Consider the following 21,007-nt stretch of genomic DNA (forward strand, 5'->3'; position numbering starts at 1 on the left):
GACGGCCCGCGCCTGTGGACGACCCGGGTCAGGAGCCGGCCGCCTGCCGCCGCCACTCCCCCGGGCTGACCCCGTACGCCTGCCGGAACCGCCGCCCGAAGTGCGTCGCGTCGCCGAACCCCCACCCGGACGCGACCGCCGCGACCGTACGCCCGCGCCCCGCCGGCGAGGCCAGCTCGGCCCGCGCCCCCGCCAGCCGCTCGCGCAGGATGTACTGCGCGAGCGTCGGCTCGCCGCTGCGCGCCCAGACGTTGTAGAGCTGGCGCAGCGAGACCGCGTGCGCCGCGGCGATGCGCGCCGGGGTCAGCCCGGGGTCGCGCAGGTTGCGCGTGATGTGCAGCCGGAGCCGGGGCAGCAGCGTCTCGGCCAGCGCGTACGCCCGCGGCGCCCCGGCCTCGTCCGCCGCGGTCATCACCAGCGCGCGCAGCAGCTCGATGGTCGCGGCGGCCAGCGCCGCCGTGGCCGGGCCCGGCGCGACCACGCGCGCTGCCGGCACCAGCCCGGCGACGTGGTCGCGGACCAGGTCGAGCAGGGGGCTGGACTCCAGCCGGCGCACGGCGCGGCGTACGTCCTCCGCCGGCAGCCCGAGCCGCGCGTGGTCCACGAGGAGGAAGTGGGCGGAGCCCGGCCCCCGCCGCACGTAGTGCGACGTGGTGGTCAGGTCCTTGAGGAACAGCTCGCTCGACAGCGACGTGCGGGTCGTGCCCTGCGTCTCGGCCGCCCACTCCGCCCCCTGCTGCACGCTGAGCACGAGCACCTCGCGCGGCGCCCGGCGCAGCTCGCGGGCCGTCCGACGGCAGGAGATGCCCCCGCTGGACTCGGTCAGCAGCGCGACCCCGCCGAGCTGCCAGTGCTCGACCCGGGACCGGAGCCCGTCCTGCTGGCCCTCGTGGACGACGTACCAGGGGATGTCGGCCGCCGCGCACGCGTCGTGGAACGCGTCGAGACGCGCCCGGGCGCCGGGGATCGTGTCGGTGTCGAGCAGCAGCGCCATTTCCGCGCACCCCCGCGGCCGGTCGGGCATCCGTCCCGGACGCTACCGCTCCCGGGGCCGTCGGCGGAAGATCCGCGGTGCACCCATGGTCGATTCTCCTGCACGCAGAGCCGAGACAGCCCGAATTCGACCCTCCTAGCGTGACCCGCATCCGGCCGGAAAGCGCTTCACCGTCGCAGCGCACGAGCCGGGCCGATCCGTGTCAGCACGATCAGGAGGGCTCATGCGCCTGCAACGCCGGTCATTGCGCCGCGGCGGAATGCTGTTCGCCGCCGCGGCACTGCTCGCCACGCTCAACTCCCCCGTCGCCTCCGAGGCGGCCGCGAAGGACGCGCCGAAGCCGACGGTCGTGCTCGTGCACGGCGCCTTCGCCGACTCCTCCGGCTGGAACGAGGTGATCGAGCGCCTCCAGAGGCGCGGCTACAGCGCCCTCGCGCCCGCGAACCCGCTGCGCAGCCTCACCGGGGACGCCGCGTACCTCCGGTCCGTCCTCGCCCAGATCGAGGGCCCGGTCGTCCTCGTCGGACACTCCTACGGCGGCGCGGTCGTCACGAACGCCGCAGCCGGGAACCCGAATGTCAAATCCCTGGTCTACGTTGCGGCCTTCGCGCTCGACCAGGGCGAGAACGTCCAGACCGCCAGCACGCTGGGCGGCGGCGACACGCACCTGCTCGAGCACATCGACCTGCGCGGCTGGCCCGGGCCGGCGCCGGGGCCGGGCAGCCTGGAGGGCTACATCAAGCCGGCCGACTTCCACGAGGTCTTCGCCCAGGACCTCAGCCCGCGTGAGACGGCCGTCATGGCCGCGGCGCAGCGGCCCGCCGCCCTGGCGACCTTCGACGAGCCGTCGGGCGTGCCGGCGTGGCGGACGATCCCGTCCTGGTACATGGTCGCCAAGCAGGACCACGTCATCCCGCCGGAGGCCGAGCGGGTGATGGCCGCCCGCGCCGGCGCCACGACGGTCGAGCTGGACAGCTCGCACGTGCCGATGATGAGCCACCCCGCCGAGGTCGTGTCGCTCATCCGCCGGGCGGCGGGCGAGCTGGGCTGAGCCGCATCCGGATGCCAGGGCCGTGGTCGCGGCCCTGGCACCCGGATGCCGTACGCCCTAGCGGTCGTCGTTGCGGATCGTGCCCACCGCCGACCTGGCCCCCAGGACGGCGCCCGCCGGCCTCGACAGCGTCACCCGCAGCGTCTCCGCCTTCTCCCTGGACCGGTCGCCGATCACGAGCACCGTGACGGTGGCCGACGTGCGGCCCTTGCGGAACGTCACCGTCCCCGACGCCTTGACGAAGTCCTTGCCCGCGGTGGCCGTCACGCCGGCCGCCGCCCAGCGCACCGTCACCGGTCCCTTGGCCGGCGGCGACAGCGAGAGCGTGAACGTCAGCTTCGCCTTCTTCCCGGGCTTGCCCTCGGCGACCGACGCGGCCCTCACCGACACCTTCGGCGTCGCCGGCTGCGGCACCGCGGTCTGCGACGGCGCCGGCTGCGGCGCGGGCGGGGCGGGCGGGGCGGGCGGCGCCGGCTGCGGGGCGGCCGTCCCGGTCGGCGCCGGCTGCAGCGGGCCCGGCTGCGTCGGCTGCGGCACGGGCACCGTCGGGGTGGGCTGGGGCGGCGGGGGCGGCGGCACCACGCCGCCGAGCACCGAGCCCTCGACGTCGCCGCGGACGTTGTCGCCCTCGCCGGCCGCCCCGTCGTTGGGCAGCTCGTCGAGCGTGACAGCGGCCGATCCGACCACCCGTCCGGAGTAGTCGGCGGTGTCCGCACCGGGGCCACCCGTCAGGTCGTCGGCGCCGTTGGCCGAAGCGCCTTGCACGAACCGGTCGTCACCCGAACCCGACTTCTCCACGTCGTCGCCCGGGCCGCCGTCGAGCAGGTCGGCCCCCGCACCGCCGGTGAGCGCGTCGTCGCCGTCCCCGCCCAGCAGGGTCATGGCTCCGGGAGCCGTGGCCAGCACGAGCAGCGTGTCCCGGCCCGGGCCGCCCTCGAGCGTCGCCGCCGCCTGCCGCGGGTGGTCGATGCTGAGCCGGTCGTCGCCGGCCCCCCCCACGACCCGGTCGACCGAGTCCTGGACCCAGTCGCGCTGCCCGGACAGCGGGTCGGTCGCGTGCCGGTCGGACTCGTCGCCGTCGTTGGCGTTGCCGTCGAAGCCCACCACCACCGACGTGGTGCGAGCGGCGTACGTGACGGTGTCGACGCCGGTGTCCCCGACGAAGATGTCAGCGCCGGTACCGCCGTCGAGCGTGTCGTCGCCCGTCCCGCCGTCCATCGCGTCGTTGCCGGCACCGCCGCTCAGCACGTCGTTGCCGGCCCAGCCGGACATCGTGTCCCGGCCGTCGCCGCCGCGCAGGGTGTCGTCGCCGTCGAGCCCGCCGATCGTGTCCTCGCCCTCGCCGCCGTCGACGAGGTCGTTGCCCGGGCCGCCGTGCAGGTTGTCGCCACCGGCCCCGCCGTCGACGACGTCGTTGCCGCCGCCGGCCGAGTTGACCGAGTCCGCGCCCTCACCCGTGCTGATGGTGTCCACCGCGTCGCCGCCGACCACGGTGTCGACGCCGGGCCCGGTGGTGATGACGTTCGCGCCGTCGGCCGCCGCGTTCTGCTCGCCGTAGCCGTACACCGTGTCCTCGCCCTCGAACGTCTCGATTGTGTCCGAGCCGAGCCCGCCGTAGACCCAGTCGCCCTGAGCGCTGCCCAGGACGGTGTCGTCGCCCCGGCCGGCGTCCACCCAGCTGCCGCCGTCCTGCACCTCGATGCGGTCGTTGCCGTCGCGGCCGTGGACGGTGTCGCGCCCGTCGCCGCCGAGGACCACGTCCTGCTGCGGGGAGCCCCAGATCTCGTCGTCACCCGAGCCGCCCTCGGTCCGGTCGGCGCCGCCCTGGGCCACGAGGTAGTCCCTGCCCTCCCCCCCGCGCAGGACGTCGGCCGCGCCGTCGTCGAGGTGGTCGACGTAGTCCTTGTCGTAGACGTTGTCGTTGCCCGGGCCGGCGTCCAGGACGTCCGCCCCGCCCATGCCGAACACGTGGTCCCAGCCGTCGTGCGTCTCGATGACGTCGGCGCCGCTCCAGCCCCAGACGTCGTCGCGCGCCCTGCCCGTGACGAGGTGCTCGAGGTCCGTGTGCACGTTGTCCAGCTGGGCCTGGCCGCCCGCGCTCCAGTCGTAGGGGTAGCTCCCGTCGCCGATCACGTCGTCCTTGGTGATCTTCAGCGACTCGGTGCGGTCGGCGTAGTCGGCGGTGTCGTAGCCGGCCCCGCCGCGCAGGTCGTCCGCCCCCGCGCCGCCGTCGACCGTGTCGTCGCCGGCCTCGCCGTCCAGCGTGTCCTGCCCCGGGTCGCCGTGCAGCGTGTCGGGGCCGTCGCCGCCGGCCAGCACGTCCCGCCCGGGGCCGCCCTCCACCAGGTCCTTGCCGCCGTTGCCGCGCAGCGTCTCGTCGGCCCTGCTGCCGCGCAGCACGTCGTCGTACGCCCCGCCGAGCACGGTATCGGCGTCGAAGACGTTGTCCGGCTGACCGCCCACGACGCCGTCGTTGGCCAGCCGGTCGAGCCGTACGACGACCGGCCCGGGCGCCGCGGAGTAGTCCGCGGTGTCCACCCCCTCCTGGCCGAAGAACGAGTCCCAGCCGGGCCCGTCCACCCACCGGTCGTCCCCCGGGCCACCGGCGACCTGGTTGCCGCCACCGCCTCCGGCGAGGGTGTCGTCGCCGCTGCCGCCCATCAGCAGGTCGGTCGCGTCGCCGCCGGTGAGGGTGTCGTCCCCCGGCCCGCCGTCGATCCGGACCGTCCGGTCGTGCGGGGCGACGATCGTGTCGTTCCCCGCGCTGCCGATGACGGTCTCCACCGCGTCGGCCGTGTCCTTCTCGCCGGCCGAGCCGCTCGGGCCGGGCAGCGTCACGGTCACGGCGGCGGTGTGGTCGCTGTAGTCGGTGGTGTCCTGGTCGCCGCCGCCCTGCACGTCGTCGTCGCCGAGGCCGCCGCGCAGGGTGTCGTTGCCCGCACCGCCCTCGAGCGTGTCGTTGCCGCCGCCCGCGTCGAAGGCGTCGTCGCCGGGGCCGCCCTCGAGCACGTCCGGGTACGCCCCCGACCGCAGGTCGTCCCGGCCGCCGCTTCCGGCCGAGGAGCACGGCAGCGGCTTGTCCACGCCGTCCTCCGGGATGGAGATGCCCGGGCCCGCGTCGCCGTAGAGCCCCGCCCTGCCGGTGTCGGCGTGCAACTGGTCGGCCTGCAGCCCCCCGCAGAGGACCACGTCGAGCTGGGCGGGGACCGAGGAGTGCACCTCGACCCGGTCGGCGCCGCCGCCCATGTCGCCGAAGACGCGGGTCACGCCCTCGAACCGCTCCTGCACGCCGAGCGCGCTGATCGACACCACGCCGGGCTCGACCTGGTCGATCATGAACGTGTCCGCGTTCGCCGTGGCGTTGAGCACCAGCGTGCCGTCAGCGTGGCGCCTGGCCGTCTTGGGCTCACCGGCGTCCTGCGGGGTGTTGCACCACTCGGTCAGGTCGGGCTCGTCGAGGAGGGTGGTGCTCGCGATCGGGTACTCCACGTCCCCCAGCGGGGTGTCCACGACGGCGCGGATGAACGCGCCGACGTGCGCTGAGGCGTTGAACATGCAGACCGGGTTGCTGTTGACGGCGAACTGCCGGCCGACGTCCTCGAAGCGGACGCGGCCGTCGTCGTCGCGCAGGTTGATGTCGACGTTGCCGTGCACGCCGCCCTCGGCGCCCACCGAGACGCCGGGCACGCCCACCGATGCGCCGGCGGTGAGCTCGGCCCGGAAGCGGATCTCGGGCACGTCGTTGCCCTGCTGGTCCCGGTCGTCGAGATAGAGCCCCTGCAGCAGGCCCTTCGAGACGTCCCAGAACCCGTTGTTGCCCGGGTCGTCGTCGGAGAGCACCTGGAACGCCTTGCGGAAGCCGTAGGTGTCGTAGCCGGCGGCGAAGTGCCCGTCGATGCCGGCGGAGCCGCCGATGTAGAGCGTGAAGGGGCCGATCGGGTAGCTGAAGGAGAAGCTGCGCTCGACGCCCAGCTTGCCCGCGTCGTAGCGGACCAGCGGGACGTCCTTGCCGAGGAGCATCCCGAACAGCAGCTTCGGGTCGTCGAAGGCCGGGAACGTGAACCCGCCCTTGGCCTGGGCGTCGGCGAGGGCGCCCTGGGTCTCGGGCCGCAGGCTCAGCCGCTCGAGGACCTTCTTCGTCCCGCCCGGGCCGGTCGCGACGCTCGCGTTCCGCACCAGGGCGTCGAGCTGGTCGGAGGGCACCGGGCCGAGTGCCGCCGCGGCGTCCAGGTCGAAGGAGCCCAGGAGCAGCTCGCCGTTCTGCCCGGCCGGCTGATCGAGCGCCTGGGCGAGGTTCTTCAGCAGCAGCATCCGGTCGATGACCTGCAGCCCGCTCGTGCGGCCGTTCTGCGTGTTGGCCGAGTCGACGGCGCGCATGAGGTCGATCCAGCGCGGCGCCGGCCTGCCCGCCCAGCGCGCGGCCTCCGCAACCCCGGGGATGGGCTTCTCGATCGCGTCCAGCGTCGGCTCGATGGGCGAGATGAACGTCCGCAGGTCGCGGGCGACCGGGCGCAGGAAGTCGGTGACGATGCTGCCGATGTCGAAGCGGACGTTGTCGAACCTCACGGTGAACTGGGGCTCGGGCCTGCTGCCCTCGGCCCCGCTCCACGTCAGCCTGCCGCCGACCCGCAGGTCGGCCTTGATCTTCGGCAACGAGGACGTCTGCCCGGCGCGCAGGTACGTCGCCAGCCCGAGGTCGAGCTTCGCCTGCACGTCGAGCGACGGCTGCAGCGACAGGCTGCCCAGCTGCTGGAGCGTCAGGATCCCGCCGGGTGCCGAGCTCTTGAGGTCGACCCCGAGCTTGACCGTGATGTCGTCCCCCGGGTTCTCGTCCTCGACCGCGATCGGCAGGAAAGCCAGCGTCGCGTCGAGGTCGTTGCCGGTAGCCGAGTTCGGCAGTGCCGCCGACGCCGTCACCTGCAGCTCGGGCTGCTGGGTGTTGGACGGGACGTAGAAGCCGTTCGTGCGGTCCACGCCGAAGGCCAGGTCGAGCTGCCAGGCCACCTTGGCGCCGATCTCCGCGTCGCTGGCGAGGCGCAGGCCGGGGAAGCCGATGTCGAAGGCGGACTTCGCGTCGAGGACCGTCCCGCCGATCGGGAGCCTGACCTCGAAGCTCTGCAGGTCGCCGACGGGCTGGGCCGCGTCGCACGTGCCGACGCCGCTGCCCTTGCGGCACTGCAGGGTCACCGTGACGTCCTGCCCGTTGCGGGTGCTGTCCTTGTTGATGTCGACGAGGACCGGGATGGACCCGAGCAGGTCCCGCGTGCGCTGCTCGATCGCGGGAATGGAGGTAGCCTCCTGCACCTGCGCCACCAGGGACTGGGCACGGCCCAGCACCTCCTCGTCGAGCTTCTGCAGCACGTCGGCCCCGGCGGTCGGGTCGGCCCCGATCAGCGGGAGCTTCGACCCCGGCGGCATGGCCTCCAGGGCGGCCTGCAGCTTCTGCGAGACGAGGCGCAGCCCGTCCAGGAGCAGCGAGAACTGCACGGCCGGGCTCGAGAGCGAGTTCTCGAGCGCCTCGATGTCGTAGGCCCAGGCGTCGGGCTCCAGCAGGTCCGGCGCGCTGAACGTGATGTCGCCGAGCGGGGTCGACTGCAGGGTCACCGGCAGCACGGCGCACGCGTCGACGCCCGCCGGGGCGCCGGTGCACCTGGCCTGCAGCGCCGGGTCGGGCTCGTGGAGGTTGCCGGCGCCGGGCGCGGGCAGCAGGGACTCGAAGAAGGTCTTGAGGTTCGTCGACCGCTGCCGGGTGGGGCTTGCCTTGGCGAGGGTGAAGCGCGCCGCGACCGCCGCGTGCGCGGGCTTGGCGGGCGTGCCGAGCCTGACCGTCACGCCCCCGACGGTCGCGTCGAAGGTGCCGGACACCTTGGCGCCGAGGCCGAGGTCGAGCCGGGACGTGTCGACGACGAAGAGACGGGGCTTCGCCCCACCGGCGCCGGGCGGGGTGGACGGCGTGCTGCCGAGGGTGACCCGGGGCAGCTCGACCCCGACGTCCAGGACGGCGCGTACGTCGTAGCTGACCCGCACGCTGCCCGCGGCGCCCAGCCCGGCGAGGCCGGGCGACGACGACGTCCTGCCCAGCCGCAGGTTGAGCGCGGACTCGGCGGGCGCGGACGTGACCGTGCAGCCCGTGCGATTGCGGTCGTCGGTGCAGGCGCCGAGCTTCAGGCTCACCAGCAGGGCGGCCTGCTTGTCGGCCGTCGCCGGCTCGTAGCCCAGCGTGACCAGGTCCGCGGTCCCGCGGACGCCGAGCGCGTCGGCGAGCCCCTTCTCCAGCAGCTGCTCGGCCTGCTCGAGGGTGAGCGCGTCGTTGACCGCGATGAGGTCGTCGAGCGCCGTGACGAGCTTCGCCAGCAGGGGGTCGAGGTCGGCCGGGCTCCGCCCGACCAGGGGCAGGTCGGCCGCGGCCGACGGGTCGTCGGCGATCGCGGTGCGCAGGCGCACCACGGCCTCGCGGGCGGCGCCGAGGACCTGGCCGACGATGGCGGTGGGGTCGTCGGGGTCGTACGAGAACGGGAGCAGCGTGTTGGTGAACGCCGCGTCGGCCGTGACCCTGAAGGCCCCGCTCCCGCTGGTGTCCGGGACCTGCGGCCAGCTGAGCGTGACCTTCCCGGTGGCGAGCGGCTGCCCTGCCAGCGACCCGACGACGGTCAGCTCCGTCGCCGGCAGCATGGCGTTGAAGGCGACGGCCACCGGCGACTGGCCGGCCGCGGCGGCGGCGCCGAGCTCGGCGAGGGTGACGACCCCGTCCCCGGACCGGTCGACGAGGTCGATCGCGACCATCGGCCTGGCCGGGTCCCGGCGCTGCAGCAGCGGGACCGGGCCGTTCGCCGTGTCCTCGACGTCCACCGCGAGGAGCGAGGCCTTGCCGGTGAGGTGGACGTCCGCGGTGACCGCGCCGTCCAGGGTGAGCTCCGGGCCGGTGCCGGCCTTGACGAAGAACCGCTGGTCCAGGGCGAGGCCGGGACGCAGGTCCGCGCCCAGGGTGAGGTCGAGCGCGTACGCCGGGTCGACCGTCGCCTTCGCGCTCCCGGTGAGCGACAGCAGCCCCGCGCTCTTGAGCGTGTCGCCGAAGTCCAGCGTCCCCGCGTTCGGCTCCGCCGCCGGGTCCGAGGCCAGCTTCACGTCGAGGAGGAGCCGGCCGCCCTCCCAGCGGACGTTGAGCGCGTCGGACGAGGGAAGCCCGAGGGCGGCAACCAGCTTCGGCACGATCTTGTCGAGAGTCGCGAAGCCCGGTTGCTTCGTCGGGTCGATTGTGATCGTCGCCATCGGGTCTGCCGGGTCGGTCAGCCCGTTGTCGACGAAGAACTTCACCAGGCGCTCGTTGAGCGACACGACCGCCGACAGGCCCTCCTTGACGAAGGGGAGGTCGAGGTCGCCGGACTGCTGAGCGGCGCTCAGCGCGGTGGTCAGCTGAGCCAGGCCGTTGACGAAGTCCGCGACGGTGACGTTCTCGAAGTCCCCGAGCTCGGCGAGCTGGAAGTCGGGGGCCTTGAACCCGTCGCAGAGGTTCTTGTCCGTGAGCGTGACCTTGCCGACCTTCCCCTCGAGGCCCTTGAGCCCCGCCTCCACGTCGAGGGCGATGTCGGCGCCGCCGGACGTGCACGAGACCGAGAACAGCCCGAGGCCGAGCTCGCTGGCGTCGATCACGCCGTCCTTGTCGGGGTCCTTGAACTTCGCGCCCACGGCGATGTCGGCCTTGACCTTGCCGGTCGCCGAGGCGCTGAGCAGCCCGACGTCCAGCTTCAGCGGCGTGCTGGCCGCATCGAGCGTCCCGTCGTGCTTGAGCTTGACCGTCCCGAAGTCCTTCTCGGCGGGGATCGTCAGCCAGTCCTTGTCCTTGCCCTTCTTCTTCGGCCGGACCTTCGCGTCGAGGTCGGAGACCCAGTTGATCGCGCTCGTCAGCGCCTGCACGCCGTCGAGCTTCAGGCCGTCGGACTCGTAGGCGACGTCGGACTTGCCCTCCCGCGCCACGTTCAGCTTGAGCTTGACGTCGTACTCGGTCGCCGGCACGTGCGGCTGGATGTCGACGTCGACGTCGACCTTCACCCCGCCCGGCAGGCCCGGGATGTCCTCGGCGCTGTTGCCGTCGCCGTTGATGTCGTCGAGGAAGGCGTCGAGCGCGGTGATCGAGCTCTCTGCCCGTCCCGAGAACTGCTCGATCTTGTCCTGCGCCCAGGCCATCCAGGTGAACAGCTGTTGGTAGTAGGTGTTGATGGTGGCCCGGTCCGCGACCGGGATCAGCTCGGCGAGCTGCTCGAAGGCGTCGAGGCCGTCCAGCGTGCCGAGGATGCCGGCGACGCCCTCCGCCGTCGCGGCCACGGCCGGGTCGGCGGCGAACGGGACCGGGGTGCCGCCGATGCCGAGCACCGGGGCGGTGACCTCCTCGATCCGCGAGCCGTAGCCGTAGAGGTGCCCCTCGGCGTTGGGGTGGAAGGCGCCGTTCTGGTCCCGCTGGTAGGCGAAGGACTCGAAGAGCTGGCGGATCCAGCGGTCCTTCGCGCAGTAGCCGTGCGTGGCGAACTTCGAGGCGATGCCGTCGACCAGCGCCCAGCTCGGGCCGCCGTTGTCGTCCGCCTTCTCCGCCGCGGCCTTCACCGCGGTGTTGAGGCCCGGCACCACCGTGCTCGTGGCCCACTGGTGCTCGTCCTGGGAGAAGCCGTCGCTCACCGAGCCGTCGGGCCTCTTGTCGGCGGCCCGCTCCGCGTCCGTCAGGCCGGAGCAGACCGAGCCGTCGTCGTACTGCGCGACGTCGAAGTACTGGGACAGGAAGACCTTGTCGACCTTGCCCGCCGCGGCGAGCTGGTCGATCTTCGCGTCCAGCCGGGCGTACGCCGGGGCGAGCTTGGGCAGGCCGGTCTCGTAGATGTGCTGGGCGTTGTCGGGGACCGGCACGCTCGCGGTGTGGCAGTGGGCGAGCGCCAGGCAGGACTTCACGATGGGCGCGAAGCCGAGGTCGTTGGCCCCGATCGACATGAGCAGGCCGTCGATCGTCCGCCCTGCGGCGAGCCGCACCGCCTCGTCGAGCTGGGCCGGCTTGACCGGCCCCTCGGCGGGCTCGATGCCCTCGTACGGGCCCAGCAGCCCGGTCCCGATCGTCGCGCCGCTGCAGGCGAGGTGGAGGAACGTCACCGAGCTGTGCGGGTCGCGCTTCTCCAGCCGGATCGCGGCCTGCGCGGGGCCGGCCAGCGCGCTGCGGTGGCACTGCTTGTCCTGCCACACCGGGCCGTAGAACGGGAACGGGCCGATCGGGGCGGGGCCCAGGGTGTCCGGGTTGCCCTCGCCGGACGCGACCGAGTCGCCGACGGAGACGAGGAGGACGTCCTTGAGCGTCACCGGCTGCGCGCTGGTGACGCCCGGCTCGCCGGCGATCGTGGCGGTCACGGCGTACGAACCGAGGCTCGGGAACTGCTGTTCGGTCCTGCACCCGGCGGTGACCGTGCGGTCGAGCGTGCCGCCCTTGACGGCCCAGACGACCCGGGTGCCGGCGCCGCGGTCCCGGACCGCCGGGGCCTGACAGGCGTCGAGCGTGGCGTTCCAGGAGCTGGGGTTCAGGTATCCGGGGCTCGTGTCGTAGTCCACCCTCCCGTCCCCGTCGGCGTCCGCGCCGATCCGCTCGGCCATGGCCCACGTGAAGGACATGTCCGCCGAGCCGGGGGCGGCACCGGCGCGTACGGCTCCGGCGACGCCGAGCGCGCCCAGCAGCGCGACGAGCAGGTACGCCCAGGTGCGGGGCGCGAGGACGGTGCGGGGGGCGCGGTGGGCCCCGCCGAGGCGGCTGGTCACAGAGGTCTCCGGGGCGGGAAGCAGGCACGGAAGGCCGGCAGCGGGATGACGCGCGGCACCAAGGGAGTACGAGCGCCGGCGTCGCGGGCTGATACGGCGGCCCGCGTCATGGCGGGGCGGGCGGCAAGGGTGCCGGCCCCCCTGCTCCCCGGCGTACGTCCGCAGCTCATGGCCGCACCGTGCCGCGCCCCGCTTGAGCCCTGCTTGCCCCGGGCTTGAGCCGGAGGCCGGCCCGGCTCAAGGGCCCCGGGAACCGCGACAGCCGGGCCTGCGCCGCGGGGTGCGGCGCGGGCCCGGCTGCAGGGCCGGGGACCACCTCGGGGACGTCAGGTGACGCGCCCTACCGGTCGTCGTTGCGGATGGTGCCCACCGCGGCCTTCGCGCCGAGCACGGCGCCCGCGGGCCTGGAGAGCGTGAGGCGGAGGGTCTCGTTCTTCTCCTTGGCCTTGTCCCCCAGCACCAGGACCGTCACCGCCGCTGCCCGCTGCCCCTTGCGGAAGGTGACCGTCCCTCCCGCCTTGACGAAGTCCTTCCCGGCCGTGGCGGTCAGGCCGGCCGCTGCCCAGCGCACCGTCACCGTCGACCGGGCCGGGGCCGACAGCGAGACGACGAACGTCATCCTGGCCTTCCTGCCGGGCCTGCCCTCCGCGACCGCCGCGGGCTTGACCGAGACCTTGACCGTCGCGGGCTGCGGCACCGCCGTCTGCGACGGGGTCGGCTGCGGCCCGGGCGGCGGAGGCGGCGGGGCCTGCGTCCCCGGCGGGGGCGGCGGGCCCTGCGTCGGCGGCGCGGGCGGGGGCGGCACCTGCGTCGGCTGCGGCTGCGGCTGGGTGGGTGCGGGGGTCGGGTCGACCGGCGGCGGCGGGGGCGGCGGCACGACCTGGCCGAGCCGGGAGCCCTCGACGTCGGAGCGGACGTCGTCCGACTCCCCCGCGGCGCCGTCGTCGGCGACGTCGTCCGGCGTCACCCTGACGGACCCGACCGCGCGGCCGGAGTAGTCGGCCACGTCGACGTCGGCGCCACCCGTCAGCGTGTCCGCGCCGTTCGGGGCCCCGCCCTGGACGAACCGGTCGGGCCCGGCGCCACCGGACTCGGAGTCGTCGCCCGGGCCGCCGTCGAGCACGTCGGCCAGCGGGCCGCCGGCCAGGGTGTCCCTGCCCGGCCCGCCGAGCAGCGTGAGCGTGGTCTCCACCGCGCGGTCGCCGGCCGCCAGCGTGTCGTCGCCGTCGCCGCCGTCGATCGTCATGACCGGCAGCTCGTTGTCGTTCTCGAGCCGGATCGTGTCGCCGAGCGGCGTTCCGACGACGACCTCGAAGCCGCCCCACAGCCAGTCCCGCCGGGTGCGGTCCGCGCCCGACATGGCCGCGTCCTCCTCGCTGCCGTCCCGGGCGTTTCCGTCCATGCGGACGAGCAGCGGCAAGCGGTGCTCGGCGTACGAGACCGTGTCGACGCCGCTCCCACCGGAGTAGTCGTCGGCGTTGGCACCACCGTCCATCACGTCGTCGCCGGCGTCGCCCTCGAGCTTGTCGTCGCCCGGCCCGCCGAGCAGCACGTCGTCGCCGTCACGGCCGCGCAGGTACTCGCGCCCCGGGCCGCCCAGCAGCCGGTCGTCGCCCTCGTCGCCGGTGAGGTCGTCGTCGCCGACCCCGGCGTCGAGCAGGTCCTCGCCCTTGCCGCCGTACAGCCAGTCGTCGCCCTCCCCGGTGACGATGACGTCGTCCCCGGGGTAGCCCCAGACCGAGTCGCCACCGCCGTTGGTGGTCACCACGTCGCGGGCGTCACCGCCGTACACCACGTCCCGGCCGCTGCCGCCGGTGATCGTGTTGGGGCCGTCGCCGGTGGAGCCGGGCTGGCCGTCGTCGCCGTAGACGCTGTTGTCCCCGTCGCCGGCATCGATCGTGTCCGAGCCCTTCTCCCCCCGGATGCGGTCGACGTCGGGGCCGCCGACCACCGTGTCGTCGCCGTCCTGGGCGAAGACGCTGTTCTCGCCCGGCCCGGCGTGCACGGTGTCGTCGCCGGCGCCGGCACGGATCTCGTCGCCGCCCGCGCCGCCGCGGACCGTGTCCCGGCCGGCCCCGGTGTCGACCCTGTCGTCGCCGTCGCCGGCCTCGACGGTGTCGCTGCCTCCGTCGCCGCGGACGTAGTCGTCCCCGGGGCCGGCGAAGAAGGCGTCGTCGGCCGTGTCCGTGTCGCGCTTGTTGTGCTCCACGTCGTAGAGCTCGTCCTTGCCCTCCCCGGCCTCGAAACGGTCGGCGCCCCCGTTGCCCTGCAGGTCGTCGTCGCCCTGCTGGGTCTCGAGGAAGTCGTGGCCGCTCCAACCCCAGACGTCGTCGTTGCCGGAGCCGGTGCGGATGTGCTCGAGGTCGGTGTGGACGTTGTCCGCGGCGTACGCCCCGCCGGCCCGGGCGTCCTCGCGTGCCCCGTCGTCGGCCACGCCGTCCTTGTCGATGTGCAGGTCGCTCGTCCGGTCCGAGTAGTCGGCCAGGTCGTAGTCGGCGCCTCCGTGCAGGTCGTCGGCGCCCTTGCCGCCCTCGACCCGGTCGTCGCCGGCCTCGCCGTCGATCGCGTCCGCGCCGGCGTCGCCGGTGAGCACGTCGCGGCCGGGGCCGCCGAGGAGCCGGTCGTCCCCCGGCCCACCCTCGACCAGGTCGTTCCCGCCGTTGCCGCGCAGCTCCTCGTCCAGCCCGCTGCCGCGCAGCGCGTCGTCGTACGCCCCGCCGAGGACCCGCTCGGCGTCGAGCACGTTGTCGGGCGAGCCACCCTCGACGCTGTCGTTCTGCAGCCGGTCGAGCCGGACCGTCACCGGCGCGGCCGCGGCGCTGTAGTCCGCGGTGTCGTGGTCGTCCTGCCCGGAGAAGGTGTCCATGCCCTGGCCGTCGACCCAGCGGTCGTCCCCGAGGCCGCCGAACAGCGAGTTGCTCCCCTGGCCGCCGCTGAGGGTGTCGTTGCCGAGGCCGCCGAACAGCAGGTCGGTCGAGGCGCCCCCGACGATCGTGTCGTTGCCCGGCCCGCCGTCGATGCGGACCTGCCGGTCGTCCGGGGCGACGATGGTGTCGTCGCCGTTGGTGCCGATGACGGTCTCGACGGCGTCGTTGGCGTCCTCCTCGTCGTCCCGCGACGGCAGGGTGATGCGGATGCCCTGGTCGTGGTCGCTGTAGTCGGTCACGTCCTCGGTGCCGCTGCCGCCCTTGACGCTGTCGCGCCCGAGACCGCCGCGCAGGTTGTCGTTGTCGGCGCCGCCGTCGAGGGCGTCGTCGCCGGCGCCGCCGTCGAGGGTGTCCGGCCCCGGGCCGCCGTCGAGCGTGTCGCCGAGCCCGCCCCCGCGCAGGTCGTCCCGGCCGCCGCTGCCGGCGGGAGCGCAGGCGGTCCTCTCCGGCTTGCCCTCGTCGTCGACGACCTCGAAGCCGGGCCCGTTGTCGCCGTGCAGCGCGGCGACGCCGGTGGAGGCGTGCAGCCGGTCGTTGCCGCGGCCCCCGCAGAGGACGACGTCGAGCCGGTGGGTCACGTCGCTGCTCTGGACGACCTCGACCACGTCGTCACCGCCGTCGAGGCTGCCCAGCACGCGGTTGACGCCCTCGAACTCCTCCTGGACCCCCTTGCCGTTGACCCTGACCACGCCCGGCGCGGTCTGGGTGATGAAGAAGGCCTCCGACTCGGCGCCCGTCCGGAGCACCAGGGAGCCGTCGGGGTAGCGCTTCGCCGTCTTCGGCTCCTCCTGCCCCTGCGGGGTGCTGCACCAGTCGAGCAGGTCGGGCTCGTCGAGGATCACCGCATTGGCGATGGGGTACTTGATGTCACCGAACGGCGTGTCCACCACGGCTCGGATGAACGCACTGATCTTTGCTGAAGCGTTGAACATGCATATCGGGTTCCGGTTGATCTTGAGCTGGCGCCCGATGTCCTCGAACCGCACCTTGCCGTCGTCGTCGCGCAGGTTGACGTCGACCTGCCCGCGGATGCCGCCCTCGGCCCCCACGGACAGCCCGGGCACCCCGATCGAGGCGCCGGCCGTCAGCTCGGCCCAGAAGGTGATCTCCGGGACGTCCTTGCCGGACTTGTCGAGGTCGTCGAGGTAGAGGCCCTGGAGCAGCCCCTCCGAGACGTTCCAGACGCCGTTGTTCGTGGGGTCGTCGTCGTTGAGCACCTGGTAGGCCTTGCGGATGCCGTAGGTGTCATAGCCCGCGGCGAAGTGGCCCTCGACCCCGGCGGCGCCGCCGATGTGCAGCTTGAACGGGCCGATGGGGAACGAGAACTGGAAGCCGCGCTCGATCGCGAGCCGGCCGGCGTCGAAGTGGACGAGGGTGACGTCCTTGCCGAGCAGCATCCCGAACAGCTGGGACGGCTCGTCGAAGGCCGGGAAGGTGAACCCGCCGTCGGTGCGGGCCGCGTCCAGGGCCGCCTTCTTGTCGAAGGCGAGCCGGTCGAAGACCTTCTTGCTGCCTCCGGGCCCCGACACCACGGTGGAGCCGGCGATCAGGTCGTCGGCCTGGTCGCCCGGGACGGGCTTCTGCGCCGCGGACGTGCTGACGGTGAACGACCCCAGCGGGATCTCCCCGGCCGCTCCTGCGGTGGTGTCGAGCGCCTTCACCAGGGTGACCAGGGTCTTCACCCGCTTGACGACCTGGAGCCCGCTCACCTCGCCGGGCCGCGTGTTGAGCTTGTCCACCGCCTCGAAGAGCTCGAGCCAGGTCGGGGCCGGCTTGCCGACCCACCGGGCCGCCTCCGCCACGCCCGGGATGGGCTTGTCCAGCGCCTCGATGGTCGGCTCGATCGGCGAGAGATACTTGCGCAGGTCGCCCGCCACGGGCTTGAGGAAGTCCCGCAGGACGCTGCCCATGTCGAAGGTGACGTCGTTGAACCTGATGGTGAAGTCGTTGTCGACGCGGGTGCCGTTCGTCGCCCAGGCGAAGGATCCCTGGATGAGCAGGTGCGCCTTGAGCTTGGGCAGCGAGGACTTGCCGGAGACGGCGGTGGCCAGCCCGAGGCTCAGCACGCCCTTGGCCTCCACGCTGGTGAGCAGCTGCGCGGCCCCGAGCTGCTGGACCGGGAAGCGGCCGCCGGCTCCCGCGCCGACCAGGTCGACGTTGACGGCGACGGAGAGGTCCTCACCGGGGTTGCGGTCCTCCAGGCTGATCGGGAGGAAGGCGATCTCGGCGGCCAGGTCGTTGTCCGGGCCGCTCGCGTTCGGCAGCGCGCCGGACGCCTTGACCCGCAGCTCGGGCCTGGTGCTGTCGGTCGCGACGTAGAACCCGTTGGCGCGGTCCACGCCGAAGCCGAGGTCGAGCTCGAAGGACGCCTTGCCCGACACGGCGCCTGCGGTCTTCAGGCGCAGGCCGGGGAACCCGACGTCGAACGCGGGCGCCTCGCCCTGCACGGCCGTGCCGATGGGCAGCTTGACCTCGAAGCGGTGCAGCGTCGTGACGGAGTCCGTGTCCGCGCAGGCTCCGACCCCGGCGCCCTTCTGGCACTCGAGCAGGACCGTGACCTGCTCGTTCGCACGCAGGACGGGGAGCCGGCCGAGGACGGCGAGCGTCCGCTCGCGCAGCGCGCCGGCCGTGCTCTGCGACTGCAGCTGGGAGACGAGGGTCTGCACCGGCTTGACGACGTCCTCGTTGATCGCGGCGACGATGTCCGCGCCCGCGGTCACGTCCACGCCGAGCAGTGGGACCTTGGTGCCCTCCGGCATCGCCTCGAGCGCCGCGGCCAGCTTGTCGACGAGCGTGATCAGCCCGTCGAGGATGAGCTCGAACTGGACCGAGCTGCTCTTCAGCGACTCCTGCAGGGCCCTGGCGTCGAACGTCCAGCCCGTCGGGGTGAGCAGGTCGGGGGCGGTGAACGTGACGTCACCGAGGTACCTCGCGCCGGACCCGGCGTACACCGGAAGCACGGCGCATGCGTCGACGGTCCCGGTGACGCCGGGGCAGCCGGCGCGCAGCCGGGCGTCGGGCTCGTGGACGGTCGCCTGCCCCTTGCGCGGCATCAGTGACTGGAGCCAGTTGGTGAGGGCGGAGCCGACGGTGAGCTCGGCTCCGGTGGGTGCGGCCGCCTTCAGCGTGAAGCGGGCGGCGAGGGCCGCGGTGGCCGGCTTGTCCGGGCTGCCGACCTTCAGCGTCAGCGGGCCGGCGGTCGCGTCGAGGGTCGCGCCGACGGTGGCCCCGACGCCGAGGTCCAGGGAGCTGTCGTCCTTGACGAAGAGGACGGGGTCACGGCCGCCGGACGGGGCCGGCGGCGAGGTCGGGGTGCTGCCGAGGCCGACCCGCGGCAGGCGCACCCCGACGTGCAGCACGGCGCGCGCGTCGTACTCCACCGTCGCCTCGCCGGAGGTGCCCACCCCGGCGAGCCCGGCGCTCGACGGGTCCCCGAGCTCGAGGTTGAGCGGCAGCGCGAGCGCCTTCTCGGTCACCGTGCAGCCCGTGCGGCCGGCGGCCCGCCCCTGGGTGCAGGCGCCCAGGGTCAGCCGTGCCGTCAGCGTGGCCTGCCTGTCGGCTGTCGCGGGGGTGTAGGCCAGCTGGACGAGGTCCGGCGTGGCTCCGCCGATGCCGAGCGCGGCCGCCAGCGCCTTCTCCATCGCCTGCTCCGCCTCCGCGAGCGTCAGCGCCTCGTTGGCGGCGATGATGTCGTCGAGGGCCGTGACCAGCCGGCCGAGCAGCGGGTCGAGGTCGGCCACGCTGCGCCCGAGCAGCGGAAGCCGGGCCTTGAGCGAGGGGTCCCGGGCGATCTCGTCGCGCAGCGCCACGACCATCTCCCGGCCGGACGTGAGGATCTGCCCGACGATCGCGGTCGGGTTCTTCGGGTCGTACGAGAACGGCAGCAGCTGGTGCTTGTACTTGTCGTCCGCCGTGACCGTGAAGCCCGCCGGGTCGGCGAGGTCCGGCCAGGACAGCGTGACCTTGCCTCCGGCGACCTGCTGGCCGATGACCCTGCCCGACACGAGCAGGTCCGTCGTCGGCACGGTCGCGTTGACCGTCACCCGCACCGGCGACTGGGCGTCGGCGACGGCGGCCGCGAGCTCGGCGAGGGTGACGAGGCCGTCGCCGGAGCGGTCGACGAGGTCGACGGCGACCATCGGCCTGCTCGCGTCCTTGCGTCGCAGCAGCGGCACCGGGCCGTCCACCCCGTCCTTCACGGTGACGGCGATCAGGGACGCCTTGCCGGTGAGGTCGACGTCGGCGGTGACCGCGCCGTCCAGGCTGAGCTCGGGCCCGTCCCCGGCCTTGAGGAACGCCCGCTGCTCGAGCTCGAGGCCGGGCCGCAGGTCGATGCCGGCCGTGACGTTCACCGTGTACGCCGGGTCGATCGTCGCCTTCGCACCGCCCGTGAGCGACACCAGGCCGGCGCTCTGCAGGGCGTCGCCGACGTCGAGCGTGCCGGCGTCCGGCTTGGCCGCCGGGTCCGAGGCCTGCTTGACGTCGAAGAGCAGGCGCTGGGCCTCCCACCGCAGGTTCAGCTGCGCCGGGCTGACGCCGAGGGCGGAGGTGAGCTTCGGGACCAGCTCGTCCAGGCTGTCGAGCTCGGCCTCCCGCTCCGGCGGGACGGTGACGCTCGCCATCGGGTTGGCGGGGTCGGTCAGCCCGTTGTCGACGAAGAAGGCCACCAGCTTCTCGTTGAGCTGGGCGACGCTCGAGAGGCCCTCCTTGACGAAGGGCAGGTCGAGCTCGCCCGCCTGTTGGAGCGAGTTGAGCGCCGTCGTCAGCTGCGCGAGCGCGTTGATGACGTCGACGGGGGTGACGTTGCCGAAGTCGCCGATCTCGGCGAGCTGGAGCTCCGGCGCCTTGACCCCGTCGCAGAGGCTGCGGTCGTCGAGCGTGACCCGCCCGACCTTGGCCTCGAGCCCCTTGAGCGCCGCCCGCACGTCGAGCGCGACCTGCGCGCCGCCGGACGCGCAGCTGACGCGCACGAGCTTCGTGGGGTCGCTCAGCTCCGCGTAGTCGATGACGCCGTCGGCATCGGGGTCCACGAACCGGGCGCCGACCGACACGTCGGCCTTCGCGCTGCCCGTGGCTGACGCCGCGAGCGGCCCGACCGTCAGGGCCAGCGGCGTCGAGCCCGGCGCGAACGTCTTGTCCACCGCGAGCCTGAAGCTGCCGACCTGCGCGTCGGCGGCCGGGATGGCGAACCGCTCGGCCTCGGGGAGCTCGGGGCGGAGCACGAAGCCCGTCCGCGAGGTGAAGGTGAGGCCTCCGGAGAGCGGCTGCCCGCCGATCGTCAGGTCGTCCGCGAGGAACTCGAGCTGCGGCGTCGCGTCGACCGTGACCTTCACCGTGAGCGTGATGTCGTACGAGGTCGCGGCGGCGTGCGGAGAGACCGTCCCGTCGATGTCGACCGTCAGGCCGGAGAGCCCGTCGATGTCGTCGGTCGTGTCGCCGTCACCGTTGAGGTCGTCGAGCCGCGTGTCCAGGCCGGCGACGGTCTGGCCCGCCTGCTGGGACACCTGCTCGATCCTCGCGTCGGCCTCGTCCAGCCAGTCGTCGACCTTGTCGTCGATGGCCCGGACCGCGGCCTCGCCGACGAGGGGCATGCCGGCGACGAGCTGCTTGGCCACGTCGACCACGCCGAGGGACGCGACGAAGCGGCGCAGCCCCTGCCCGATCGCGACGGCGACCGGGTCGGCGGTGCTCACCAGGACGGCCCGGCTCTGCTCCACGTCGCCCACCCGGACCGTCGCCGTGTAGGTGCCCGGCCGGGTGAAGGCGACATCGGCCCGACAGCCCTCGCGGTGCTGGGACGCGCCCGCGCCCGCGAACTCCCAGCGCGGCTGCTCGTCGGCCTTCCGCGCCGCCTCCGACGCGCAGGCGTCGAAGGAGACCGGCTCCCCCGGCGCCACCGCGGGGGCCTCGAACTCGTCGGTGGAGGCACGCGCGGCCGGCGGCGGCACGGCTCGGGGCCCGTCGGGCGATGCCGCCGCCGGCGGGACCGGGCTCGGTGGGATCGCGCCCGGTGGGCCGTACGAGAACGTGAGTTCCGGTGTCCGGGCCGGGCCGGAGAAGGCGCCGGCCCGCAGCGCGCCCATCGCCGCGAGAGCTGCGAGCAGCGCCACGGCGGCGAGGGCCCAGCGGAGGGCGGGATGCGGGCGAGGAGCGCGGTGGGCAGGGGCGCGGGTGGGCAAGGCCGTCTCCTAGCGGGTGACGAGAGGGGGGAAGGGGCGGTGGCGGGCCCGCGGTGCGGCGGGCCGGGCC

At 74.0% G+C, this 21,007-nt stretch carries 4 protein-coding genes; 1 reads left to right on the forward strand and 3 read right to left on the reverse strand.

Annotated elements, in window-relative coordinates; all coding sequences use genetic code 11:
• Positions 1-28 precede the first annotated feature (28 nt).
• Positions 29-994 (reverse strand): helix-turn-helix domain-containing protein, encoded by a 966-nt coding sequence (locus tag G9H72_RS04550; RefSeq protein WP_166168205.1) that lies wholly within the window; start codon positions 992-994, stop codon positions 29-31.
• A gap of 223 nt (positions 995-1,217) precedes the next feature.
• Here G9H72_RS04550 and G9H72_RS04555 point away from each other — a divergent pair, with 223 nt between their 5' ends.
• Positions 1,218-2,045: an alpha/beta fold hydrolase gene (locus G9H72_RS04555; protein ID WP_231126427.1), complete on the forward strand. Its 828-nt coding sequence runs from the start codon at positions 1,218-1,220 to the stop codon at positions 2,043-2,045.
• A 57-nt stretch (positions 2,046-2,102) separates the two neighbouring features.
• On the opposite strand, the gene G9H72_RS04560 is transcribed toward G9H72_RS04555, so the two are convergent.
• On the reverse strand, positions 2,103-11,831 hold the full coding sequence (locus G9H72_RS04560) for a Calx-beta domain-containing protein (protein ID WP_166168208.1): 9,729 nt from the start codon (positions 11,829-11,831) through the stop codon (positions 2,103-2,105).
• 340 nt (positions 11,832-12,171) lie between these two features.
• Entirely contained in the window at positions 12,172-20,937 is an 8,766-nt protein-coding gene (locus G9H72_RS04565; RefSeq protein WP_166168211.1) for a calcium-binding protein, read from the reverse strand.
• Positions 20,938-21,007: the final 70 nt, after the last annotated feature.

The sequence above is a fragment of the Motilibacter aurantiacus genome (assembly GCF_011250645.1).
Classification (GTDB): domain Bacteria; phylum Actinomycetota; class Actinomycetes; order Motilibacterales; family Motilibacteraceae; genus Motilibacter_A; species Motilibacter_A aurantiacus.

What these genes read in the sequence shown, in the direction of transcription:
- G9H72_RS04555 (WP_231126427.1), top strand. Translation starts at nt 1,218, where the DNA reads ATGCGCCTGCAACGCCGGTCATTGCGCCGCGGCGGAATGCTGTTCGCC.
- G9H72_RS04550 (WP_166168205.1), bottom strand. Translation starts at nt 994, where the DNA reads ATGGCGCTGCTGCTCGACACCGACACGATCCCCGGCGCCCGGGCGCGT.